This window comes from Achromobacter sp. UMC46, from assembly GCF_014170335.1.
Lineage (GTDB): Bacteria > Pseudomonadota > Gammaproteobacteria > Burkholderiales > Burkholderiaceae_B > Achromobacter.
Genome location: NZ_LZZS01000005.1, coordinates 243,042 through 263,657, shown reverse-complemented (window position 1 = coordinate 263,657; position 20,616 = coordinate 243,042). Strand labels below are relative to the sequence as shown.

21 protein-coding genes and 1 pseudogene are annotated in these 20,616 nt (G+C 63.0%); 14 read left to right on the top strand and 8 right to left on the bottom strand.

Annotation, left to right across the window (positions count from 1 at the left end):
• Positions 1 to 130: 130 nt before the first annotated feature.
• Positions 131 to 466, top strand: coding sequence for a hypothetical protein (locus A9973_RS08950; RefSeq protein ID WP_183013414.1), 336 nt, complete (start codon positions 131 to 133; stop codon positions 464 to 466).
• Between the two features lie 555 nt (positions 467 to 1,021).
• On the opposite strand, the gene A9973_RS08945 is transcribed toward A9973_RS08950, so the two are convergent.
• A complete protein-coding gene (locus A9973_RS08945) occupies positions 1,022 to 1,270 on the bottom strand; it encodes a hypothetical protein (protein WP_183013413.1) in 249 nt (82 codons plus the stop codon).
• Between the two features lie 357 nt (positions 1,271 to 1,627).
• Between A9973_RS08945 and A9973_RS08940 the strand changes: the two genes are divergently transcribed.
• The 4 genes from A9973_RS08940 (at position 1,628) to A9973_RS08925 (ending at position 6,528) form a co-directional block, all read left to right on the top strand.
• On the top strand, positions 1,628 to 2,599 hold the full coding sequence (locus A9973_RS08940; protein WP_183013777.1) for a transporter: 972 nt from the start codon (positions 1,628 to 1,630) through the stop codon (positions 2,597 to 2,599).
• Between the two features lie 10 nt (positions 2,600 to 2,609).
• Positions 2,610 to 3,389 carry a hypothetical protein gene (locus A9973_RS08935; RefSeq protein WP_183013412.1) on the top strand — a complete coding sequence of 260 codons (780 nt, stop codon included), beginning with the start codon at positions 2,610 to 2,612 and terminating at the stop codon, positions 3,387 to 3,389.
• A gap of 89 nt (positions 3,390 to 3,478) precedes the next feature.
• Positions 3,479 to 5,002: a DUF1254 domain-containing protein gene (locus A9973_RS08930; RefSeq protein ID WP_183013411.1), complete on the top strand. Its 1,524-nt coding sequence runs from the start codon at positions 3,479 to 3,481 to the stop codon at positions 5,000 to 5,002.
• A 62-nt stretch (positions 5,003 to 5,064) separates the two neighbouring features.
• Positions 5,065 to 6,528, top strand: coding sequence for a DUF1254 domain-containing protein (locus tag A9973_RS08925; protein WP_183013410.1), 1,464 nt, complete (start codon positions 5,065 to 5,067; stop codon positions 6,526 to 6,528).
• Positions 6,529 to 7,166: 638 nt separating this feature from the next.
• Here A9973_RS08925 and A9973_RS08920 read toward each other — a convergent pair.
• Positions 7,167 to 8,159 carry a hypothetical protein gene (locus A9973_RS08920; protein WP_183013776.1) on the bottom strand — a complete coding sequence of 331 codons (993 nt, stop codon included), beginning with the start codon at positions 8,157 to 8,159 and terminating at the stop codon, positions 7,167 to 7,169.
• Positions 8,160 to 8,291: 132 nt separating this feature from the next.
• Positions 8,292 to 8,582, bottom strand: coding sequence for a hypothetical protein (locus tag A9973_RS08915; RefSeq protein WP_183013409.1), 291 nt, complete (start codon positions 8,580 to 8,582; stop codon positions 8,292 to 8,294).
• A 232-nt stretch (positions 8,583 to 8,814) separates the two neighbouring features.
• Between A9973_RS08915 and A9973_RS08910 the strand changes: the two genes are divergently transcribed.
• On the top strand, positions 8,815 to 8,985 hold the full coding sequence (locus A9973_RS08910; protein WP_183013408.1) for a hypothetical protein: 171 nt from the start codon (positions 8,815 to 8,817) through the stop codon (positions 8,983 to 8,985).
• Positions 8,986 to 9,032: 47 nt separating this feature from the next.
• Here the strand turns inward: A9973_RS08910 and A9973_RS08905 are convergent, their stop codons facing one another.
• The 3 genes from A9973_RS08905 to A9973_RS08895 are packed head-to-tail and all read right to left on the bottom strand — an operon-like array spanning position 9,033 to position 13,274.
• Positions 9,033 to 10,241, bottom strand: coding sequence for an MFS transporter (locus tag A9973_RS08905; protein ID WP_183013407.1), 1,209 nt, complete (start codon positions 10,239 to 10,241; stop codon positions 9,033 to 9,035).
• Positions 10,238 to 11,266: a methyltransferase gene (locus tag A9973_RS08900; protein WP_183013406.1), complete on the bottom strand. Its 1,029-nt coding sequence runs from the start codon at positions 11,264 to 11,266 to the stop codon at positions 10,238 to 10,240. The genes A9973_RS08905 and A9973_RS08900 overlap by 4 nt, the downstream gene beginning before the upstream one ends.
• A 16-nt stretch (positions 11,267 to 11,282) precedes the next feature.
• On the bottom strand, positions 11,283 to 13,274 hold the full coding sequence (locus A9973_RS08895) for a TonB-dependent receptor (RefSeq protein ID WP_183013405.1): 1,992 nt from the start codon (positions 13,272 to 13,274) through the stop codon (positions 11,283 to 11,285).
• Positions 13,275 to 13,420: 146 nt separating this feature from the next.
• On the opposite strand from A9973_RS08895, the gene A9973_RS08890 reads away from it, so the two are divergent.
• Positions 13,421 to 14,344, top strand: coding sequence for an AraC family transcriptional regulator (locus A9973_RS08890; RefSeq protein WP_183013404.1), 924 nt, complete (start codon positions 13,421 to 13,423; stop codon positions 14,342 to 14,344).
• Between the two features lie 13 nt (positions 14,345 to 14,357).
• Here A9973_RS08890 and A9973_RS08885 read toward each other — a convergent pair.
• Both A9973_RS08885 and A9973_RS08880 read right to left on the bottom strand, forming a co-directional pair.
• Positions 14,358 to 14,672: pseudogene (locus tag A9973_RS08885) on the bottom strand (low temperature requirement protein A); the annotation flags it as partial.
• Positions 14,673 to 14,784: 112 nt separating this feature from the next.
• Positions 14,785 to 15,213 carry a VOC family protein gene (locus tag A9973_RS08880; protein WP_183013403.1) on the bottom strand — a complete coding sequence of 143 codons (429 nt, stop codon included), beginning with the start codon at positions 15,211 to 15,213 and terminating at the stop codon, positions 14,785 to 14,787.
• 92 nt (positions 15,214 to 15,305) lie between these two features.
• Here A9973_RS08880 and A9973_RS08875 point away from each other — a divergent pair, with 92 nt between their 5' ends.
• The 7 genes from A9973_RS08875 to A9973_RS08845 all read left to right on the top strand — a co-directional run bounded on the left by A9973_RS08875 (position 15,306) and on the right by A9973_RS08845 (position 20,600).
• A complete protein-coding gene (locus A9973_RS08875) occupies positions 15,306 to 15,650 on the top strand; it encodes a GFA family protein (protein ID WP_183013402.1) in 345 nt (114 codons plus the stop codon).
• 41 nt (positions 15,651 to 15,691) lie between these two features.
• Entirely contained in the window at positions 15,692 to 16,099 is a 408-nt protein-coding gene (locus A9973_RS08870; RefSeq protein ID WP_183013401.1) for a carboxymuconolactone decarboxylase family protein, read from the top strand.
• Positions 16,100 to 16,108: 9 nt separating this feature from the next.
• Entirely contained in the window at positions 16,109 to 16,720 is a 612-nt protein-coding gene (locus A9973_RS08865) for an LON peptidase substrate-binding domain-containing protein (RefSeq protein ID WP_183013400.1), read from the top strand.
• A 46-nt stretch (positions 16,721 to 16,766) separates the two neighbouring features.
• On the top strand, positions 16,767 to 17,675 hold the full coding sequence (locus A9973_RS08860) for a hypothetical protein (protein ID WP_183013399.1): 909 nt from the start codon (positions 16,767 to 16,769) through the stop codon (positions 17,673 to 17,675).
• Between the two features lie 167 nt (positions 17,676 to 17,842).
• The gene (locus tag A9973_RS08855; protein ID WP_183013398.1) at positions 17,843 to 18,523 is read left to right on the top strand and encodes an RraA family protein; all 681 of its coding nucleotides are present in this window, start codon (positions 17,843 to 17,845) and stop codon (positions 18,521 to 18,523) included.
• On the top strand, positions 18,520 to 19,722 hold the full coding sequence (locus A9973_RS08850) for an aminotransferase class I/II-fold pyridoxal phosphate-dependent enzyme (RefSeq protein ID WP_183013397.1): 1,203 nt from the start codon (positions 18,520 to 18,522) through the stop codon (positions 19,720 to 19,722). The genes A9973_RS08855 and A9973_RS08850 overlap by 4 nt, the downstream gene beginning before the upstream one ends.
• A 56-nt stretch (positions 19,723 to 19,778) precedes the next feature.
• Positions 19,779 to 20,600 carry an ABC transporter substrate-binding protein gene (locus tag A9973_RS08845; protein ID WP_183013396.1) on the top strand — a complete coding sequence of 274 codons (822 nt, stop codon included), beginning with the start codon at positions 19,779 to 19,781 and terminating at the stop codon, positions 20,598 to 20,600.
• The last annotated feature ends 16 nt before the right edge of the window (positions 20,601 to 20,616 follow it).

Genomic DNA, 20,616 nt, shown 5'->3' with positions numbered 1-20,616 from the left:
GAGAGACAATTCAAGTTAAAAACCTTTATCTATCTGCGGCCGTTTTACGTCCGACTGCTTCCGGCCAGGAGCGGTCGCTCACGGCGCGGTAGAACGTTTACCATAGTTGACACTTGAAGGAGCATGTCTCATGGAGAAGAAACAACTGGCCGTTAAGATTTCGGGCTTTGGATCCATCGAACGGTTAGACGAATTTGCCGCCAGCCAGTTGGTTAATGTGGGTGGTGTATCCCATGCGGGAAATGGATTCGCCGTCATCTCACCTGAAAACGACGTTGAGGTGGAGTCAGTCGAAGACTTCGCCTGGTTTCGAGGCGTAGTAGAGACTGCCCTAGCACTCGCCGGCTTTTCAGAAGCTATTGTCCAGCCAGAGTCGGTGGATTGGTCGAAGGAAAAATGTGAGCCAGTCTCTGATGCATTTTGGATCAGGGCCTTCGAGTTGAAATCAAGCGACCGGACCCGATGATCCTCTGCTCACGACGGGGACTCGTGCCTTCGTCAACGAGCGCCGGGGCGATTACCCCGCGCCAGACGCTCGCGGGTCTGGTCAATCTGGTCAATCACGGTCTTGCCTTTGGAGGACACCACCGCTTTGAATGACCGCCAGCTTATATTTGGCATAAGCCAGATCACGCACGGTTCGTGCGGAACGCCGAGCCTGACCGATTTTCTGACTACCAAGCTGCTGCCTTCAATTTGTGGCCGCTAGTGCGGTGCGGCATATGACGGTTTTGTAGCGCTGGCTGCCGAATTACATGAGCGCGCGCACCATTTCTGCTTCATCGCCAATTCAGTGAATTTTCCGATTCGATGCGAACCTCGCATCGTATACGCGCCATAGCCTTCGTCTCCGACAAGGCGGCCTACCGTGGCCTTGGTCCGCCTGCGGCCAACAGCAGAAGTTCGCTTAGTTGATTTTGATGTCTGGTAGAGGCTGGTAGCGGTCACCAAAGCCTGAGGCGTCGACGACTGCTATCGGCCAGAAGCGGCCGTAGAAACCTTGAGAACGTGTGTGGCAAACCTAGCCTAAAACCTCTGCCGTCTCGGACTGCGCCACCTTGACCACGAGGAAAACGAGGGCCATCTGGCGATCGATCTGGTCCCGTTTGATCTGCAGGAGTCCCGGAACGGCCAAGTGGCGATGGCCGTCCTCCAGAGTCAGCTGGTCACGGGCCAGACGGTCGCACAACAGGTGCGGGCGGCCGGCCTCGTGCAACGCGGCGGCAAACGTGGTGCCGATGGCGATAGGAATATCTACTGCGGTACTCATGGCGGGATTGCTTTCGAGTCGAGTCCGGTGACCGTTGAAACTTCACTCCTTCAAAATCTGGGGCTCCGCTAAATTTGGTTGGAAGCCTTGGTCCATTCCATTACTAGGCTCTATTCGTTTCAGGCTTGTTGGTTTTGAGTTTATTAGCTCACTAGTCAGCCGAGTCAAATTCAGTCAAACTGTGTTGGATAACATCGTCCGTGGTCCATATTCATGGACGAACACTCCCCGCCTCTTGGCAGACTTGTCTCTGCCGTTTTGACACCGACCTTCCGGTGGCCGTACCCGCGCTAAACACCACATCGTCAGTCTAATGTGCGTGGCAGTAATTTCATGCTTTTCTTATTGGAACAAGTAATGTTTTTGCGCCCGAAGAGTTTGCGAAAGAGCAGTGCATTTGTATTGGCCGTGGCGCTAATCTCCCCGCCACTTGCCAGCGCCACAGAAGGTGCATTGGGCCGTCAGATCACAGGCACGACTGTTCAACCCAACATCGGCATAGTCTCGCCCACGCCAATAACGGCCGTCAATTTGAGTCAAATATATCTAGACGGCAAGATCCGCGGAAGCCGCGAGGTTCCTATTGGTGGCAATACAACCCTGGGCTTGGACGGCCAGGTGGCCTTCACATTGGCCACATTGATGAAGGTTTGGGATACGGGCGCCGGACGCTGGAATTTCGCGTCCAGCATCACGCTGCCCTATATCTGGACTAAGGTCGACGCCACCTCAACAGGGTCTCGTGGACGTAGCGGCAGCAACAGCGACACCGCCTCCAATCTGTTCGATATCTATATGACCCCGGTCATTGCTGGCTATCACTTCTCCCAGACCCAGCATATGGCGTTGAGCTTAAACATCTGGGCTCCCACGGGCAAATACGACCAAAACTCGCTTGCCAATCCCAGTCTGAACAATTGGACGTTTGTTCCACAAGCCGCATACACCGGAATTTTTCCAGAATCTGAATTCCAGATTGATGCGGTAGCTAGCCTCCAGGTCTACACGCGCAACACCGCTACGGACTATCGCAATGCGCCAATCTTTGGCCTTGATGTCATGGGCCGGAAGATGTTCAAGAATGGCGTCGGAGCAGGCCTTGTCGTCGGCACTCAACAGCAGCTGGGCTCCGACAAGGGCCCCACCGCCGACCGTCTAAACGGCTTCAAGGGTAACGATTGGGCAGTCGGACCCATCGTGACTTATGACCGCAAGCTGGCAGACAGCCGCTCGTTATCCCTGGGACTGCGTTGGGTTCCTACTGTCAGCAGCCAGCGCCGGCTCGATAGCAGCTCCACTTTGATGGCAAGCGCCACACTGATCTTCTGAGGGTATGACAATGATTAAGAGACTCACGGCCGTGGCGGTGCTTTGCACGGCCGGTCAAGGCGTGTACGCACAATCAGCAGACGATGCCAACAAGAGCAACAATCCGCTCAATTTGGCGCCATCCCTCAACTTTCAGAATTACTACACGCCCAAGCTCTTCGGTACAAACGCGCATACCAATGACTTTCTCGTCCGACCCACGATTCCGATTGCCCCCGGCGATTTGATAGGCGTGCCGCAGATCCTGCGCTTCACGGCTCCAATCAGCATCCGCCCCGAGGCCGACGGGGGCTACAAGACTGGTCTTGGCGACGTCAGTGTTTTTGACATTCTGCTGCTGCAGCAGGGTACGGTCGACATTGGCGTCGGACCGTTGCTAACCGTACCCACCGCAACCAGTCGTGAGCTGGGTGCTGGAAAATGGTCCGGCGGACTTGCCGCGGTGGCCGTACATTCCAGCAAGGAAGGCCTGCTCGGTGGGTTGGTGCAGTGGCAGCATTCCTTTGCAGGGCAAAGCCAACGCGACACGGTGCATACCGCCACTTTGCAGCCATTCATCATCCGAAATATGCCGCAAGGCTGGTATCTGCGTTCGACCGGCACCTGGACCTTCGACCTGCAGAAGAACAACTACTACATCCCGGTGGGGCTTGGCGCAGGCAAAGCCTGGCGCTCAGACACAAATATTTTCAATGCGTTCGTCGAGCCTCAGTGGACGGTGGCGCACAAAGGGGAAGGGCTACCTCAATTCACGATTTTCGCTGGAGTAAATATCACCTTCGGAAAATGAGGCGAGATATCACTCGTTGCCCAGGCGGCCAATGTCCTGGGCGCTGTAGCGGTTTAGTGTCCCCACCTTTTCGCGTAATCGGAGTCGTCATGTCTGCTACTCAAAAGTTCAAGCCCTGCCTGGTCGGCATCGCCGTGCTTACCTTGAGCGCCTGCGCCAGCAACGCCCCTCAGTCAACTTACAAGATGACCACCCCGATACCGGAGCAGATCACCACACCTCAAAAAGTTCAAACGCGTATCGGGCAACTGGAGTTTTTCGACGGCGTTCCGACTCCGCAGACGGCAGCCAAGGTCTTCGACAATCTGGATTTCCTTCGCGGAGTGGAGGCCTTTCTCAACGGCATCCCCGGTGCATCGCTCGTGGCCATCCGCAGCGGCTTGCGGGAAGCCGGAGCCGTCGGCAACACCATTGGCGTGTTTGAGACCCTGATGGATTCAAAGTCGCTCTTCCTGACAGCCAATACCGAGACCGTGTACTTCTGGAACTGGATGGATCTGAAGGATGGCCCCGTCGTCGTCGAGACGCCTCCAAACATCTTGGGCGTGGTTGACGACTTCTGGTTCCGCTACGTGGTGGATCTGGGCAATGCTGGGCCTGACAAGGGCAAGGGCGGAAAATACCTCTTCGTACCTCCTGGCTACCAAGGGGAATTGCCCACGCAGGGCTACTACATCGTGAAGTCACCTACTTACGGCAACCTGCTTTTCGGTCGGGCATTCATGAAGAATGGCGACCCAGCGCCCGGTGTGCAAAGCCTGAAAGCGGGACTCAAAGTCTATCCGTATGCCAGCGCTGGCGCGCCGGAACCCACGAAATTTGTGAATCTGTCTGGGCGCGTGATGAACACCATTCATGCCAATGACTACCGGTTCTATGAAGAAGTGAACCAGATCATCCAGGAAGAGCCCGCGGGCGTTTATGGGCCGGACATGACGGGACTGTTCACGGCGATCGGCATGGAAAAGGGAAAGCCGTTCGCGCCCGACGAGCGAATGAAGCGCATCCTGACTGAGGCGGTGGCGGTCGGTAATGCAACCGCTCGTGCGATTGACTTTACCAATCGAGATCCGGCGACTCGCATCTATCCCGACCGTCACTGGAACACACCCTTCGTAGGCGGCAGCTACGAATGGTTGAACAACGGTGCCCGCAACTTCGACGCGCGTACCATGTTCTTCTATGCTGCGACCGTCGACACGCCGGCAATGGCTATGGCCATGCCCGGCATCGGCTCGCAATATGCTGCGGCCAATTTCGACGCGGCAGGGAAGCCTTTTGACGGCGGAGAGAACTATGTGCTGCGAGTGCCGGCTAGCGTCCCGGCAAAGGACTTCTGGTCAGTGGTGCTTTACGACACGCAAACACGTTCGATGCTGCAGACCGATCAACCGTTCCCCAGTCTTTCTAGCGAAAAGAACCTGGCTACGAACCCAGACGGCTCTGTCGATATTTACTTCGGCCCCAAGGCGCCCGCCGGGAAGGAGAGCAACTGGATTCAGACCATTCCGGGCAAAAGCTGGCTGACGATTTTCCGCCTTTACGGTCCGTTGCAACCCTGGTTCGATAAGTCCTGGAAGTTGAACGACATCCAGCAATCTCAAGTCCGTTGAAACTGAGGGGAGGGCCTCGTGCAGATAACGGGGCCTATACCGATTCCAAACAGGATAAAACCATGTACCGTCCCACGCTCTCCGCTCTAGGCTTGGCTTTGGCTTTGGCTCTGGCTACGACTGCACACGCCCAGCAAACAGGCTCAGTATCACCCTATACCTTTGAGCGAGGTTATCCCACGGCCAAGACGTCGGAACGTGCGCGCGACGATGCGGATCTGCAACGGGCCCTAGTGGCCTACAGGTTCTGGTACCCCACGGTATCGGTCGAGGGCATTTTCGATGGCAATCGTGCTCTCGGCATTGAAGATGGCAAGAAATGGGGAATCGCCTCCACGGGCCCGCGCCAAGTGGGCTTTACGCTGAATTCTGATACGCCGTACGGATCCGCAGTACTGGACCTGACCGACGGACCCGTGGTGATCGATTTGCCGCCCGGCCCGTTCATTGGGCTGGTGAACGATCACAATCAGGGCTGGGTACAGGACCTCGGCTTGCCGGGACCTGACGCAGGTAAAGGCGGCAAGCACCTGGTGCTTCCTCCTGGCTACGACGGCAAGGTCCCTGATGGCTACCACGTGGGCCATTCCCATTCGCTGAAGAATCTGTTGGCCGTACGTGCTATGCCGGTGGGCGGAGACGTAGACAAAGCGTTGGATGCCCTGCGTACGATAAAAATCTACCGTTGGTCGGAAAACGGCTCGCAATCCGCCCCACTGCAAGTGGTGGACACTACCAAGAACGCGATGGATAGTTCCTCCCTACGCTGGGAAGACAACTTCCAGTTCTGGGAGGAACTCGACAAGATCATTCAACAGGAGGCGTTGGTGCCCACCTTCCTGCCGATGTACGGTCTATTGTCTGAACTTGGCATCGAGAAGGGGAAGGCTTTCAAGCCGGATGAGCGCATGAAAGCGCTTTTGACCCGAGCAGCCAAAGATGGCCGTGATCAGATGCTTGTGGCGGCTTTCGACAGCAAGCGTCCCGACCGGAAAAACTGGCCCGATCGCCAGTGGGAATGGGTGGGCCTTGTGCCTGGTAGCGCGCAATTCGAGACCCCCGCCGGTATCGACCTTGATGCGCGCGATCGCTGGTTCGCTCAAGCCATCGTAACGTCACCGGCCATGTTCCGCCGCGATCCCGGCGCGGGCTCTCTTTACTGGCTCGGAGCCCGCGACGCCGGCGGGGTCTACCTCGATGGCGGCAAGAACTACACGCTGACTATCCCGCAACCAGTCCCCGGAAAGCTGTTCTGGTCAGTGACGCTCTATGACTCCGCTACCCGCTCACAGGTAAAGACTGATCAGGACAAGGCAGCGTTGCGTTCGCTTTTCGAGCTGAAGGACATCGACAAAACCAAGCCCCTAATTTTGTATTTCGGGCCGAATGCGCCGAAAGGAAACGAAGGCAAGTGGATCAAGACAGCACCCGGCAAGGGCTGGTTTGCCTACATCCGAATCTACGGTCCCGAGGCGGCGGCATTCGATAAAAGCTGGAAGCCAGGCGATTTCGAGTTGGTCCCCTAGGGGTTCGGATAAAACCTGAACCACGCTGCAGGGGTCGTCCACGTCCGGCTCAAAATTGACCGCTAGATGGAATTTTCCGCCTGAGACCTTTAGCGAAGAATGGCCCCGGAGTGCTTGCTCCGAGGGTCGTCCTCCATTTCGTTACGAAGCCCAGCGGAATTCTCGTCAGAGCCTCGTCACCTACGCACGAGCCCGCCAACGGCGGGCTTTTTTTCCGCCGTAGATCGCGACGAAGATGGAATTTGCCAACGGCCACCGCATCGGCGATAAACACCCTCCTACCCAGTTCCTGCTTGCCATTCGGATCCAATTCAATGATCGAATCGATGTCTTCACGAGAGGCTGGTCGGACGTTCATTTGGGAAAGCATAGCCGCCGCGTATCAGAATGGAAGAACGGTGAGTCTATCGTGTGAAGAATCCTAGGCCCGCTTTGGGTCGCAAGCGGTCGTCCAGAACGTGGAGTTCGCCCGGCTGAACCTGTATCTAAGACTGGTGTCGAATGCCTGTCGCCGCTGGGTGGAAGTCCAGGTGCTGTTATAACTGGAGCGCTGCCTGGCAGTGATCTGATCGCATTGCGGGCACGCATAGAAATGGCCGTGAGCGTCTTTTACCAGCGGCCTTTTTTGTGTGCGGCGTTCAGTGATTCAACGCGAGCTTTCTCGATGGGGTGTAAAGCGCCAGCTTTCCCACCATGCAGCCCAACACCAGAAGCGCGGCATACCCCAGCAGCGTCACGGCGATCGCCACGTTGGATTCAGCAATGCGCGTCGGTGGGCCCCAGGGCATCGCGAGATCGGCCAAAATGCCCATGCCGATTCCCAGCGCCTGCGCCAGCCAGAAGGCCAACGTGCCGTGGGCCAGCGCACGCCCTTGGCGCGCGGCGCCTATCGGGCGCGGCAGGATCTTCAGGCAGACGCGCGTGCACAGTATTAGGATGAGGGCGGGCAGGATCAGGTAGCCCAGCACGTGTTCCAGCCAGCCCATCTTGGGCGACTGCATTTGCAGGTAACTGCCCACTGCGACGAATACGCTCAATTGCCAGCCCAGCATCATTAGTCCCGCGTTCCAGGCGGCATGGCGCTGTTCATATACCGGACCACCGGCGGGACCCGCAGGCTGCACTGTCCGCATGGCGATGCGCAAGGCGAGATACGCGCCAAGAATTTCCAGGGTAATGGTCAGGGCACTGATGATCAGCGCCACAGCAATGAATTGGCCCGTCTGGCCCGCCTGGACCGCCTGAGCGGCGTGCTCCAGGACGTACCGTATCAGCGCTTTGTGCAGGTATATCGTGACGACCGACACGGTAAAGGAGAAGATCAACAGCAGGGCGATGAAAGTGCCGAAGAGCTTGCGGGGTTCGTCCACGGCCTGCGTGTTGTGCTGACGCAGCCATCGGTGCATGGCGCCCCACACCGTCAAGCCGACGAAGACGGTCCACGTTGCAATGGTGGTCAGCAGCGGCATCAGGAATTTCGGCTGGCTATACACCTCGCGTAGCCGCGCAGACTGGGGTAACGCGATCAGCTGATAGCTTTGCGCCAGCGCCGCGTAGATGACGCACAGGATCACGGCCGTCAATGCCATGCGCCAGGCGAGCGAGGGGGAGGAGCGATTGTGGTTGGTCATCAGCACGCGTGGTGTAGGAGTGCAGGATGCCGTCGAAGTCACGAAGTCACGAAGGAGCACGGGAGCTCAAGAGGTCGCGGGGTCGATCATCCGACGATCGGGGCGCAAAACGATCGCTCCTGGCGATGGAATTCAGGCGGTCAGGAAGCGGATGACTTCGGCCCAATCGTTAGTCGACAGGGCGACGTCCTCAAAGTCGCCTGCTTCCTCGTCATAGCGGGAAACGCAGAAGCGCTGGCTCCTGCCGGATCCGCGGTCGGCATAGCTAGCGTAGTCGACATACACCTTCAAGCTGCGCTCCTCGTTCTCGAACGAAGGCGCTGCATCGATGTAACTCGACGCGTCGAAGTAGCCTTCGGGCAGGGTAGGCAACGTTGTGATGTCGAAGTCGGGAAATTCGCGACGCAGTCGTTCAAGGTTCATAAGAGAAGCAAGTGGAGTCTGGAAGGCTGAGATTTTACGTTGCTCTGTATCGGCCGCCACAATGTCACGCGAAACAGAGTTTGGGTTAGCGGAAAAATTGGTGTCAGACTACAATTTCGCCACCAAAATTGTAGTCTGGCACCATTTTTTAGTGGGAAAAGCCTTCGGGTTCTGTCTACGGCGGCCCTCAAGGCTATTGATCGTTTGTCTTTGCCTGTCCCACGAGAAGTAAATGAAGCTGCTGAAGCAGCGTTTTGAGGAAATGATGAATTTTTGGGTCCCTGTAGTCTTTGGTACGTTCAAGATCCTTGTGTTGGGCACGGGCATGTTTTTCGCCATCAAGTCTCATTACGATGGAGAAAAAAAGGAGAAGCAGAAGGAAAAGGAGAGCAAAGCACCGTAGAGGGACGCCTCGTTGCTCTGATTCCGTGTGCCTCCCCACTCCGTGGGCTACAAGCGCAACCTCCGCGCCGTATGCAACGCCAACACCCACACCCCCGCCGCCGCAATACCTAGCGCGGTCAGCATCCAAGCCTGGCCCGCAGCATCCATCAGCACCCCCGCAGCCAGCGGCGCCAAAATCCGCGTCAGCGAGAACACGCTGGACTGGATGCCGTAGTCCAGCGCCTGCAAACGGGGGCGCGCATGCGACATCATCAGGCTGAACGCCAGTGCCGCCGTGGCGCCCATCGCGGCGGCGATGGCCATGGCGCAGGCGATCAGCAGGGCCGGCGGCGCGTGCAGCCAGACGGCGGCGGCCAGGGCTAGCAACGCGCCGCAGCCGGCCGCCGCATGCCAGGGCACCGTCGTAGCGGGGCGCAAGCGTTTGCTGGCGCGTGCCGACAATGCGCTGGCCACCGCGCCGACGGCGCCGCCCGCCACGCCCACCAGCCAGGCGACGCGTTCGGGGGCCAGCCCTTGATCCAGCAGCAAGGGCTTCAGATAGAACCAGCCCGATCCGATAAAGGGGAACAGCAGCGCCAGCAAGGGTAGCCAGCGGCGGGTGCTGTCCATGCGGAAATAGGCCAGGATGGATGCGCGATCCGGCCGAGCGCTGTCGGTGGCGGGCGCTTCCGGTTCGCGGCGTTCGTTCACGAACAGGGTCAGCGCCGCGCCCAGGGCCAGCGCACCGGCCATGATCAGAAAGGGCGCCTGCCAGCCCCAGCGGGCTTGGGCGACCAGCATCAGGCCGCCGCCGGCGATGGCGCCCAGGCACAGGGCCATCGATCGGATGCCGCCGGCCGATGCGCGGCCGGATGCGGGCAGGACGCGGATCGCCAGCGCGTTGACCGGCACGTCGGCCCAGGTGCCGGCCAGCGCCGCGATGGCGGCAAGCGCGAACAGGATCCGCTTATCGTCCAGCAGGTCGCGCCAGCCCAGCGCGGCCAGTACCGCCGCATAGGCCAGCAACAGGCAAACGGCCCAGATGCGGTAGTTGCCGCGCCGTTGTCCGGGGCGGTCCAGGGGCAACGCGAAGAGGAACTTGAACACGGTGGGCAGGCTGGCCAATTGGAACAGGCCGATGGCGGTGCCGGACCAGCCGTGCTGGCGCAGCACCAGCGGCAGGCCCAGCCACAGGTAGACGCCCGGTGCCGTCAACCCCAGGTTGAGCCAGCCGAACAGCGCCTGCCGCAAGGCGTTGTGGACGGCCGGGCTCATGCGGGGGCCTTGCGTGCCGTCAGCACCCGCACGGGCGCCATCGGGAAACGGTCGGAGTCGAAGCCGCGCACGTCTAGCCAGCCGCCGCCTTGCAGCAGTTGGGCCAGTTCGCCCGCGCGCGTGACGCGCCGGCCCAGCAGCAGCATCGGCAGGTAGTAGGGCAGCACGCGGGCGGCGGCGCGCGCGTCGGCCGGGATCTCGGCATGGGCCATCACCAGTTGTCCGCCGGGCGCCAGCGCATCGTGCATCTTGCGGAGCGCGTCCGCCGCGTCCGGCAGGAAATGCAGTACGGACGAGCACCAGATCAGGTCATAGCCGTGGCCGATCGGGTCCGCGGCCAAGTCGCCGCCGATCACCGTCATGCGGCCGGACAAGCCGGCCTGCGCGATGTTGTCCTGCGCGACTGCGGCGGTCTCGGGCCAGTCGAACACGACGCCGGTCGCGTCGGGGCTGGCCTGGACCAGGGCGATGCCGATCAGGCCGGGGCCGCCGCCCAGATCCAGGATGCGGCGGGCCTTTGCGGCGCCGGGGACGCAGGCGATGGCGTCGCGCGCCGCCGCCACGGCGATGGCGCGCTGCTCTTGCCCGATCTGCACGCGCGCCGCGTTGGCCCAGCCGCTGGCGTTGGTTTGCACGTAGGGCTCGGGCGCCGGGGCGTCCAGGCTCAGCAGCTCGTCCAGTTGTTCGCAGAAGTACGCCAGTGAGCGGCGCCGATAGCGCCAGGCGTCCGCACAATAGGCGGCCTGGCCTTGGCAAAAGTATGCCTGCGCCTGCGCTTGGCACCGGTAGCGCACGGGGTCGCCATCGATGCGGTGCAGCAGGTCCATGCTCCAGAGCATGTCCAGCAGATGCGCCGTTTGATCGGGGTGCAAGGACAGGGCCAGGGCGACGTCGGCGGCGCTGGCGGGTTGGGCCAGTTGGTCCAGCACGCCGCGTTCCAGCGCGGTGTCCAGCGCCGCGGCCTGGATGGAGGCGGCGGCCAGGTTCCAATAGCGCTGCATGGGGTGGGGAAGGTCGGTATGCATGTTGGGCGGGTCCTTGTCAGATGCGCCAGGTGAATCGCACGCCGGCTTCGCGCGGCGGGCTGTAGACGGTGACGATGCCGTTCTGGTAGCCGACGGCGTCGTAGCGGCGATTGGCCGCGTTGTTGACGTATGCGGTGATCTCGACCTGCCGCACGATGACGCCGGCGGCCAGGTTGACCAGGCCGTAGCCGTTGCGGGAATAGCGGTTGGCGGCGTCCAGGTAGACGCGGCCCGTGCCGGTCAGCGAGGCTTGCGCATACCAGCCGGCGGGCGCGTCGTAGCGGGCGCTGACGTAGCCGTTGATGCGCGGCGCGAACGGGTTCTGGTTGCCGCTGTAGTCCGCCGCGCCGTCCATGAACTGCGAGAACCGCGTGCGGTTCAGGCCCAGCCCGGCTTGCATGGACCAGCCGTCGCCCAGCAGATATTCCAGTTCGAATTCCGCGCCGATGGAGCGCGCGGACGCGGCGTTGGTCACGTAGACCAGCCCGGGCAAGGGCATTTGCTGCACCTGCATGTTCTTGACCGTCATCACGTAGACGGCGCTGGAATAGCGCAGGCGGTTGCCGGGCAGCCAGCCCTTGGCGCCGATCTCGTAGGAACGCAGCGTTTCGGGCTGGTAGGCGGCGTAATTGGCCGCGGGCGAAAAGACGTTGAAGCCGCCTGCGCGGAACCCGTCCGACACCGATGTGTACACCTGCTGGCGCGGTGCGAACGCGTATTGCAGCGCGATGCGCGGGGAGGCGCGGGTCCAGGCGGCACGGCGTGGCGAGTCGTCTTCGGGGCTGAAACGGATACGGTCGCGTTCGATGCGCGCGCCGGCCTCGACCGTCCAGCGTTCTGCCAGCGGCACGGTCCAATGGGTGAAGGCGGCGGTGGAGTCGCCGCGCAGGCGGACCACGCTTTCCGTCAAGCCGCGCGGCATTTTCTGCGTATTGCGCAGGTCGTGGTTGTCGCCGTCGGCATACAGGCCGACCAGCCAATGCGCGCGGTGCCAATCGCCTTCCAGCCGCAGCTCTTGCGACAGGTTGCTGAACTGGTGGTCGCGCTGGATGTGCAAGATGTCGGCGGGCTGGAAGTCGGTGTCCTGCTGCACCCGATCGCGGAAATCGTTCCATGCCGTCACGGACGACAGGCGCAGGCCTGAATCGAAGTCATGGCGCACGGACAGCGACGCGCTGCGGCCGATGGACCGGTTCCAGCTGGGCGTGCCCGAGGCCACCGTGGCGCGCGGCGCGTCCGGAGACCCCCACAGGGCCGCGCCGTCGCGGTAGTCGGCCTGCGCGTAGCGCAGCGTGGCGTCGGTGCGCGCCGAGGGCGTCCACCGCAGCGCCACCTTGCCGTTGCGCAGCTCGCGGTCGTCTTCGCGCTGGCCGGTATAGGTGTTGTCGATGAAGCCGTGCTGGCTGCGCCAGGCGCCCGCGACGCTGGCGTACAGCCGGTCTTCGACCAGGGGGCCGCTCAGGTCGAAGCGCATCACGCGCAGGTCGCGGCTGCCGGCTTCGACCGACACCTGGCCGCGCACAGTGTTGCCGGGCTGGCGGGTGTGGATGTTGATGACGCCGGCTTCGGCGTTGCGGCCGTACAGCGTGGACTGCGGGCCGCGCAGCACTTCCACCCGGTCGATCGCCAGCAGCGGGTCGTCGTACCCCTGCGCCGTGAGCGTGGGCACGCCGTCCACGACCAGCAGGGTCGACGTCGAGAACGAGAAGAAGTTGGCCGACAGCCCGCGCATGACGGGGGAGTTCACGCCCGCCTGGCCGAATGGCTGGAAGCTGAGTCCGGGCGTGATGCCCTGCAGGGATTCCACGTTCTGGATGCCCTGCGCTTCAAGCGTGCCGCCGTCGAATACGGACAGGCTGGCGGGCACGTCTTCCAGCGCACGCTCCTGTTTGTCGGCGGTGACGGTGATGGCGGGCAATTCGGCGGCGGGCTGCGCATGGGCGGCGGGCGCGACGGCCAGGCAGAGCAGGGCCCAGGCGGTGGGTGTAAGAGAAGGGGGCTGGATCATCGGGATTCCTGTGCGGACTTCGCGGCCGCTATCCTTGTGCTGCCGTCCCGAAGATGGTATTTCTTTATGCGAACAACTATCATTCACATTTGTGTGCGTTCCGGATCCATCCGTATGTAAAACGGAGCCGGCGCGGGAAAGCCGTCATGGTCATGCGTGTTTCGTCCTTGTTAGCCCAACCGGGCAAGAGTCCCCGTCCGGGCTGGCGGCGTGTCGCCTTGCCCCAGGAATTGGGGGATTGCCGCGTGGACAGGCTGGCGCTGGATGACGGCTTGACGCTGGTGCATTCGCAATACGCCCCGCGGTGTGACCTGATCGAAGAGAACGCCGCCGGCTATGGCGCGCGCACGCTGGTGATCACGCTGGCGATGCAGGGGGTGTCGGCCTATCGGGGCGCGGATGGCGCCAGCCTGGATTTCCGCGGCGGCCACACGACCGTCACGGCATTCCAGCGCAGCCAGGGGGAACGCCGCTATTCGGGCGGCGCCACGGTGTCGCAATTGCGCCTGCTGGTCGGCGAACCGGTGCTGCGCCGCTATGCGGGCGACGAACGCGCGGAAAGCCTGCTGGGTGCGGGAGGCCTGCGGCGGCTGTCGCAAGGCAGGACTTCGCCTGAGTTGGCCGCAGCGGCCCTTGAATTGGCATCAGGCACGGACCCGCTGGACGCCCATATCCGTGCGTTGACATTGTTGTCGCGGCAATTGCGCGGCTTGGCGCCCGAGCCCGAGCCGGGCCGGCTCAGCCAGGCCGATATCGATCGGTTGGAAGCGGCGCGGGCCTTGATGCAGGAACAGATGGATCGGGAGCTGACGGTGCAGTACTTGTGCCTGGCTACCGGCTTGAACGAGTTCAAGCTGAAGGAGGGGTTCCGCAAGCTCTACGGCACCAGTCCGCACCGGCTGCTGACTGAATTGCGGATGCGCCGCGCTTGGGAACTGCTGGAGACCGGCTGCCAGGTGGCGCAGGCCGCGTATCGCGTGGGCTACCGGCATCCCGCCAACTTCAGCGCGGCGTTCATGCGGTTCCATGGCCGCGCGCCGAAGTCGGTGTTCGGCAAACGTCGGGGCTGACGCCGGGCCAGGTTCAGTGCGCGGCCTGTGCCGCGCGGCGTCGGGACACGCTTTCCCATACCGCCACCAGCATCTTGATCAGCGTGGTCAGGCCGCCCACCATCAGATTGTCGGTCACGAACGACACGGGTGCCAACACGGCCGGCAGCGCCAGGCCGATCACGTGCGACAGCGGGAAGCGGGCGTACACCACCGTCTTGTAGATGCCGTTGCCCAGCAGGTAGAGCGCCGGACCGCCGATCAGCGCGGCGGCGGCCGGCGTGGCGATGCGGCCGTCGGGATGCAGGATGACGAGTTCATTGGCCACGGCCGACACGATGACGCCTGCGTCAGTGTGGGGGCGTCCCAGTGCGCGTGTTCGCCCAGCGTGGCGCTGGCAAGGAAAGTCATGGCGGGCGCGTCCGGTAGCTAGGGGCGCTGCCAGATTACTGCAAGGCGCCTTAGTGCGTCAGCCGGCCGCCGCTGACCATCCACCGCGTTCCGAACCGGTCCACCAGCGCGCCATACGCCTCGGCCCAGAATGTTTTCTGCAATGGCATGGTCACCGTGCCGCCGTCGGACAATTGCTCGAACACGCGTTGCGCATCCGACACCGTGGGGTAGGCCAGCGACAGCGCCATGCCCTTCTTGCCGGGATAAGGGTGCCCGGCGGTGGCGTCGCTGCCCATCAGGGTCTGCTCGTCCAGCGCCAGCCGCGCGTACATGATGCGTTCGGCGTCGTCGGCGGACAGGGCGGGCATGGCGGCGTCGGGCGGGGCATCGGCGTAGCGGATCATGGCTTCGATGCGGCCGCCCAGCACGCGCTCGTAGAAATGCAGGGCGTCGGCGCAGTTGCCGTCGAAGCTGAGGTAGGCGGAGAGTTGGGGCATGAAGTTTTCCTGGTCGGGCGGGCAGGTGCCGGGGCAGCCGTGGCCGATCTATGATGGAAGGCCCGACCCGTGATGCTTAAAGGAGCCCGGCCATGCAACAAGGTAGCTGCCACTGCGGACAGATAAGATTCGAAGTCGATGGCGACGTATCGCAGGTTCTGGAGTGCAACTGTTCCCACTGTAGCCGCAAAGGCTATCTGTTGTGGTTCGTGCCGCGCGCGCAGTTGCGCATCACATCGCCCACCCAGAGCCTGTCGACATACAAGTTCAACAAGCATGTGATTGCGCACCATTTCTGCGCCAACTGCGGTTGCGCGCCGTTTGGCTTTGGCGCCAGCCCCAAGGGCGAAGAGACGGCGGCGGTCAATGCGCGATGCCTGGAAAACGTGGACATCAATGCGTTGACGCGCATCCCGTACGATGGCCGCAATGTGTGAAATTGGGCATCTGAACCTCAACAATGTAAAGGAACCCGCGCATGAGCACGGTCAAATTGCTGTCTGACGAAGAGGTCCGTAAAAGCCCCGAGGCGTGGGCGGTGTTCGAAGACATCCGCGCCACCCGAAAATCCGATTTTGTGAACAATTTCTGGCGGGCGCTGGCCAACGACCCGGCGCAGCTGCAGCGCGTGTGGGCGCAATTGAAGCAGGTGATGATGGCGGAGGGCGAATTGTCCCCACTGGTGCGCGAAATGATCTACATCGCCGTGTCCACGGCCAACGGGTGTTCGTACTGCGTGCATTCGCACACGGCGGCGGCCAAGGCCAAAGGCATGACCGACGGCCAGCACGCCGAACTGCTGTCCGTGATCGGCATGGCGGCGCAGACCAATGCGATGGTGACCGCCATGCAGGTGCCGGTGGACGCCGCTTTCGAGGTCCACTAGGAGGCAGCCATGGCGCTGATCCCGTTGTTCCCCTTATCCAACGCGCTGTTTCCCGCCGGCGTGCTGCACCTGCGGATTTTCGAGGTGCGCTATCTGGATATGATCCGCCGCTGCATCGCGGAAGGCAGCGAGTTCGGCGTGGTGGGGCTGCTGGCGGGCAGTGAGGTCCGGTCGCCGGAAGGCGTCGAGACCCTGGCGCCCGTGGGCACGATGGCGCGCATCGCGTCATGGGAGGCGCCGATGCCGGCGTTGCTGCAGCTGCGCTGCATCGGCACCGGCCGTTTCCGGCTGCTTTCCAGCGAGGTGGCAAAATACGGTCTTTGGATGGGCCACACCGAGCCCATCGCCGACGATCCGCCCACGCCCGTGCCGGCGTCCATGCAGGCCAGCGCCGATGCGCTGGGCCGGCTGGTGGCGCAGTGGCAGCAAGACGGAGTGCCTGCCGACAAAATGCCTTTGGCGCCGCCGTACCGGCTGGACGACTGCGGCTGGGTGGCGGACCGCTGGTGCGAGCTGCTGCCGCTGCCGCCGGACGACAAGGCCCGGCTGCTGGGCCTGGCCGACCCGGTGGCGCGGTTGGCGGCCATTCAGGACTTGCTGCGCGGCCAGGGGCTGGCGTAGCGGGTCGCCTGTCGGAAACGCCGGGCTAGTAACCTATTTGGACATCATGGATATCAGGATTGACGAGGGCCTGCGCGCCTATATAGACCCCTTGACCGAAGACGAGCACGAGGCGCTGGAACGCAGCCTGCTGGCCGAGGGCTGCCGCGATGCGCTGGTGCTGTGGGGCGACCTGCTGGTGGACGGCCACAACCGCTACGCCATCTGCCAGCAGCACGGGATCGAGTTCCAGACCCGCCAGAACACCACGTTCAAGTCGATTGAAGACGTGCATCTGTGGATGATCGAAAACCACCTGGGCCGGCGCAGCGTGTCGGACTTCCAACGGGGCGTGCTGGCGCTGCGCAAGAAGGAAATCCTGCTGGCGCGTACGCCGCCCGAGGGCAGCGCGGGCCCGGACGCGGCATCGGCGGATGCCGATCCGTCCGACGGCTCGCCGCCTTGGGACGAGGATGCGTCGGGCGCCGGTGCGTCGGGCGCCGATGGCGCGCCGCGCCTGCCGCCGAACATCTCGTGGACGCCGCCCGTGCCCAGCCGCCAGGCGCTGGCGCGCGCGGCGCGCATCAGCAGCAATACGCTGGGCCAGATCGAAAAGATCCAGAAAGACGCCGCGCCGGAACTGGTGCGCGCCGTGAAATCGGGCGCGATCTCGATCAACGCCGCCGCCGCGGTGGCGTCGTTGCCGCCCGAACGCCAGGCGGCGGCCGTGGCCGGCGGCAAGAAAGAACTGCAGCAGGCCGCGCGCGAAGTGCGTCAGGCCAAGGCGCCGCCGCCCCGCGAGGCCCCGCCCGAGGTGCCGATTGAAAGCATCGCCGACCTGCCCGCGGAAGTGGCGCGGCTGCGCGGCGTGCTGGCCCGTTTGACGGACGAGCGCGATCAGTTGAAGAAGAAGGTGATGCACCTGACGATCGCGCTGTCTGAAGCCCGCAACGGGGCCAGCGCCGGCGACGATTAGGCCGGAACGCAGAGAGGAATGCACGAATAAGGGATAACCCTTGTTCGTGTTATGTACGAAAAAAATTCCTGAACAGCTGGGAATTTATATCGTTTTGAGGAAAGGCATGTCGGGCTATGTAATGCATGTTCGCTTAATCGCCTCACGCATTCACTCCTGACTTTCCTATGAATCCCATCGGTTATCGCATTCTTTCCCGGCCCGCTCCGGCCGTCGCCGCTGACGTGCTGGCGGGCTTTGCCGGCATCGGCTCGGCCCAGATCAGCGACTGCATGAACCGCCTGTACGGCGTGTCGGGCCTGCGCCCGATGCATGCCTGCACGCGCCGCACCGTCGGCCTGGCGCTGACCGTCAAGACCCGCCCCGGCGATAACCTGATGATCCACAAGGCTATTTCGCTGGGTGGCGCGGGCGACGTGATCGTCGTCGATGGCGCCGGCGACACCAGCAACGCGCTGGTCGGCGAACTGATGATGATGGATGCGCAATCGCGCGGCATCGAAGGCTTCGTGATCGACGGCGCCGTGCGCGACCTGGACGTCTTCGCCCAGGGCGAGTTCGGCTGCTTCGCGCGCACCGTGTCCCACAAGGGCCCGTACAAGGACGGCCCGGGCGAAATCAATGTGCCGGTCTCCGTGGGCGGCCAGGTAGTCAACCCGGGCGACGTGGTCGTGGGCGACGCCGACGGCGTGGTGGTGATCCCGGCCGAATTTGCGGCGGCCGTGCTGGCCCTGGCGCAAAAGAAGGAGGCCGACGAAGCCGTGGCCAAGGAAAAGCTGCGCGCCGGCACCTACACCAAGCCCTGGCTGGAAAAGACCCTGGCCGAGAAGATGGGAGCCGCCAAATGAGCATCGTCGCCGACCGCATCAAGCGCATCAAGCTGTCGCCCAGCGTCGCCGCGCGCGCCATCATCGCCGAACTGCGTGAACAAGGCCGCCGCATCATCGACCTGACGATCGGCGAGCCGGACTTTTCGACGCCGGAGCATATCCGCCTGGCGGCGACCGCCGCCATGAACCGCGGCGAAACCAAGTATCCGCCCGCCCAGGGCACGGTCGCCCTGCGCCGCGCCGCAGGCGTCCATCTGCGGGAAGCGACGGGGATCGACTATCCCGTGGAGCGGATCATCGTCAGCACCGGCGCCAAGCAGGTGATCTTCAACGGCCTGGCCGCCACGCTGAACGACGGCGACGAGGTGCTGATCCCCGCGCCGTTCTGGGTGTCGTACCCGGACATGGTGCTGGTCAACGGCGGCGTGCCGGTCGCGGTGGAAACGTCGCCCGCCACGGACTACAAAGTCACCCCGGACGCGCTGGAGCGCGCCATCACGCCGCGCACCAAGTGGCTGATGATGAACGCGCCCAGCAACCCGACGGGTTCTGTCTACACGGCCGATGAGCTGCGCGGCCTGACGGACGTGCTCAAGCGCCATCCGCACGTCTGGCTGATGACCGACGACATCTACGCCCGCCTGAATTTCACGGGCGAAGCCACCGTCCACCCGTTGCAGGTCGCGCCTGAACTGGCCGACCGCACGCTGGTGGTCAACGGGGTGTCCAAGGCCTACGCGATGACGGGCTGGCGCATCGGCTACGGCGCCGGCCCCGACGAACTGGTGAAGGCGATGGCGATTCTGCAGTCGCAAAGCACGTCGGGCGCGTCGTCCGTCAGCCAGGCGGCGGCGCTGGAAGCGTTGTCCGGCCCGCAGGATTGCGTGGCCGAATTCGCCCGCGTTTTCCGCGAACGCCGCGACCTGGCGATTGCCGAACTGTCCGGCGCGCCGGGCCTGGCGATCGTCGTGCCGCAAGGCGCGTTCTATGTCTTTCCGGATTGCTCGGGCCTGCTGGGCAAGAAGACGCCCGCCGGCGACGTGATCGCCACCGACACCGATCTGACGCACTATCTGCTGCGCGAGGCCGGCGTGGCCGTCATTGACGGGCACGCCTATGGCGCGCCGGGCACGTTCCGGCTGTCGTTCGCCGCGTCGCTGGACGATATCAAGCAAGGGTGCGCGGCCATCCGCGACGCCTGCGCCAAGCTGGCCTGAGGCCACGCCGCGCATTCCAATATGACCACCACACAAATAGACAAGGGGAATCATCCATGAAACGCCACACTCTCTTCGCGGCCTGCCTGGGGCTGGCCACCTTGACGCTGGGTGCCGCCGCCCAGGCTGATCAGGTCGACGACATCAAGGCGCGCGGCGAACTTCTCTGCGGCACGCTGGGCACGTCGCAACCGTTCAGCTTCCAGGATGGCGCCACGCGCCAGCTGGTGGGCTATGACGTGGACGTGTGCAAACTCGTGGCCGACAAGCTGGGCGTCAAGGTCAACTACAAGCTGCTGTCGGTGGCGGCCCGCGTGCCGGAACTGAACGAAGGCCGCGTGGACATCCTGGCGGCCAACCTGGGCTATTCGCCCGACCGCGCCGAACAGATCGCCTTCAGCCACGCCTATTACGTCAGCCCGCAGAAGTTGCTGGTGCGCAAGGATTCGGGTCTGGATTCGGTGGAAGCCCTGAACGGCCGCCGCATCGGCGCCACCAAGGGGTCCAGCTCGGAGCGCGAGATCAAGCGCATCCTGAACAAGTCGCAGGTCATCGGCTACGGCGACAGCTCGGCCACCTATCTGGCCTTGCAGCAGAAGAAAGTGGACGCGCAGTTCGCATCGGAACTGGTGCTGGCGCGCCTGGTGCTGCAAAGCCCGCCGACCGCGCCGGTCAGCGTGATCGCCAAGTCGGTGTTCGACGAGCCCTGGGGCCTGGGCGTGCGCAAGTCCGAACCGCGCTTCCTGCAGACGGTGAACCAGGCGCTGGACGAAGCGGAAAGCTCGGGCGCGGCCGCCAAGCTGTTCGACAAGTGGTTCGGCCCCGACACGCCGTACAAGCTGGAGCGCGGCTTCAAGATCGGCCCCATCGCCGGCTGACGGCTGCCGGAGACCG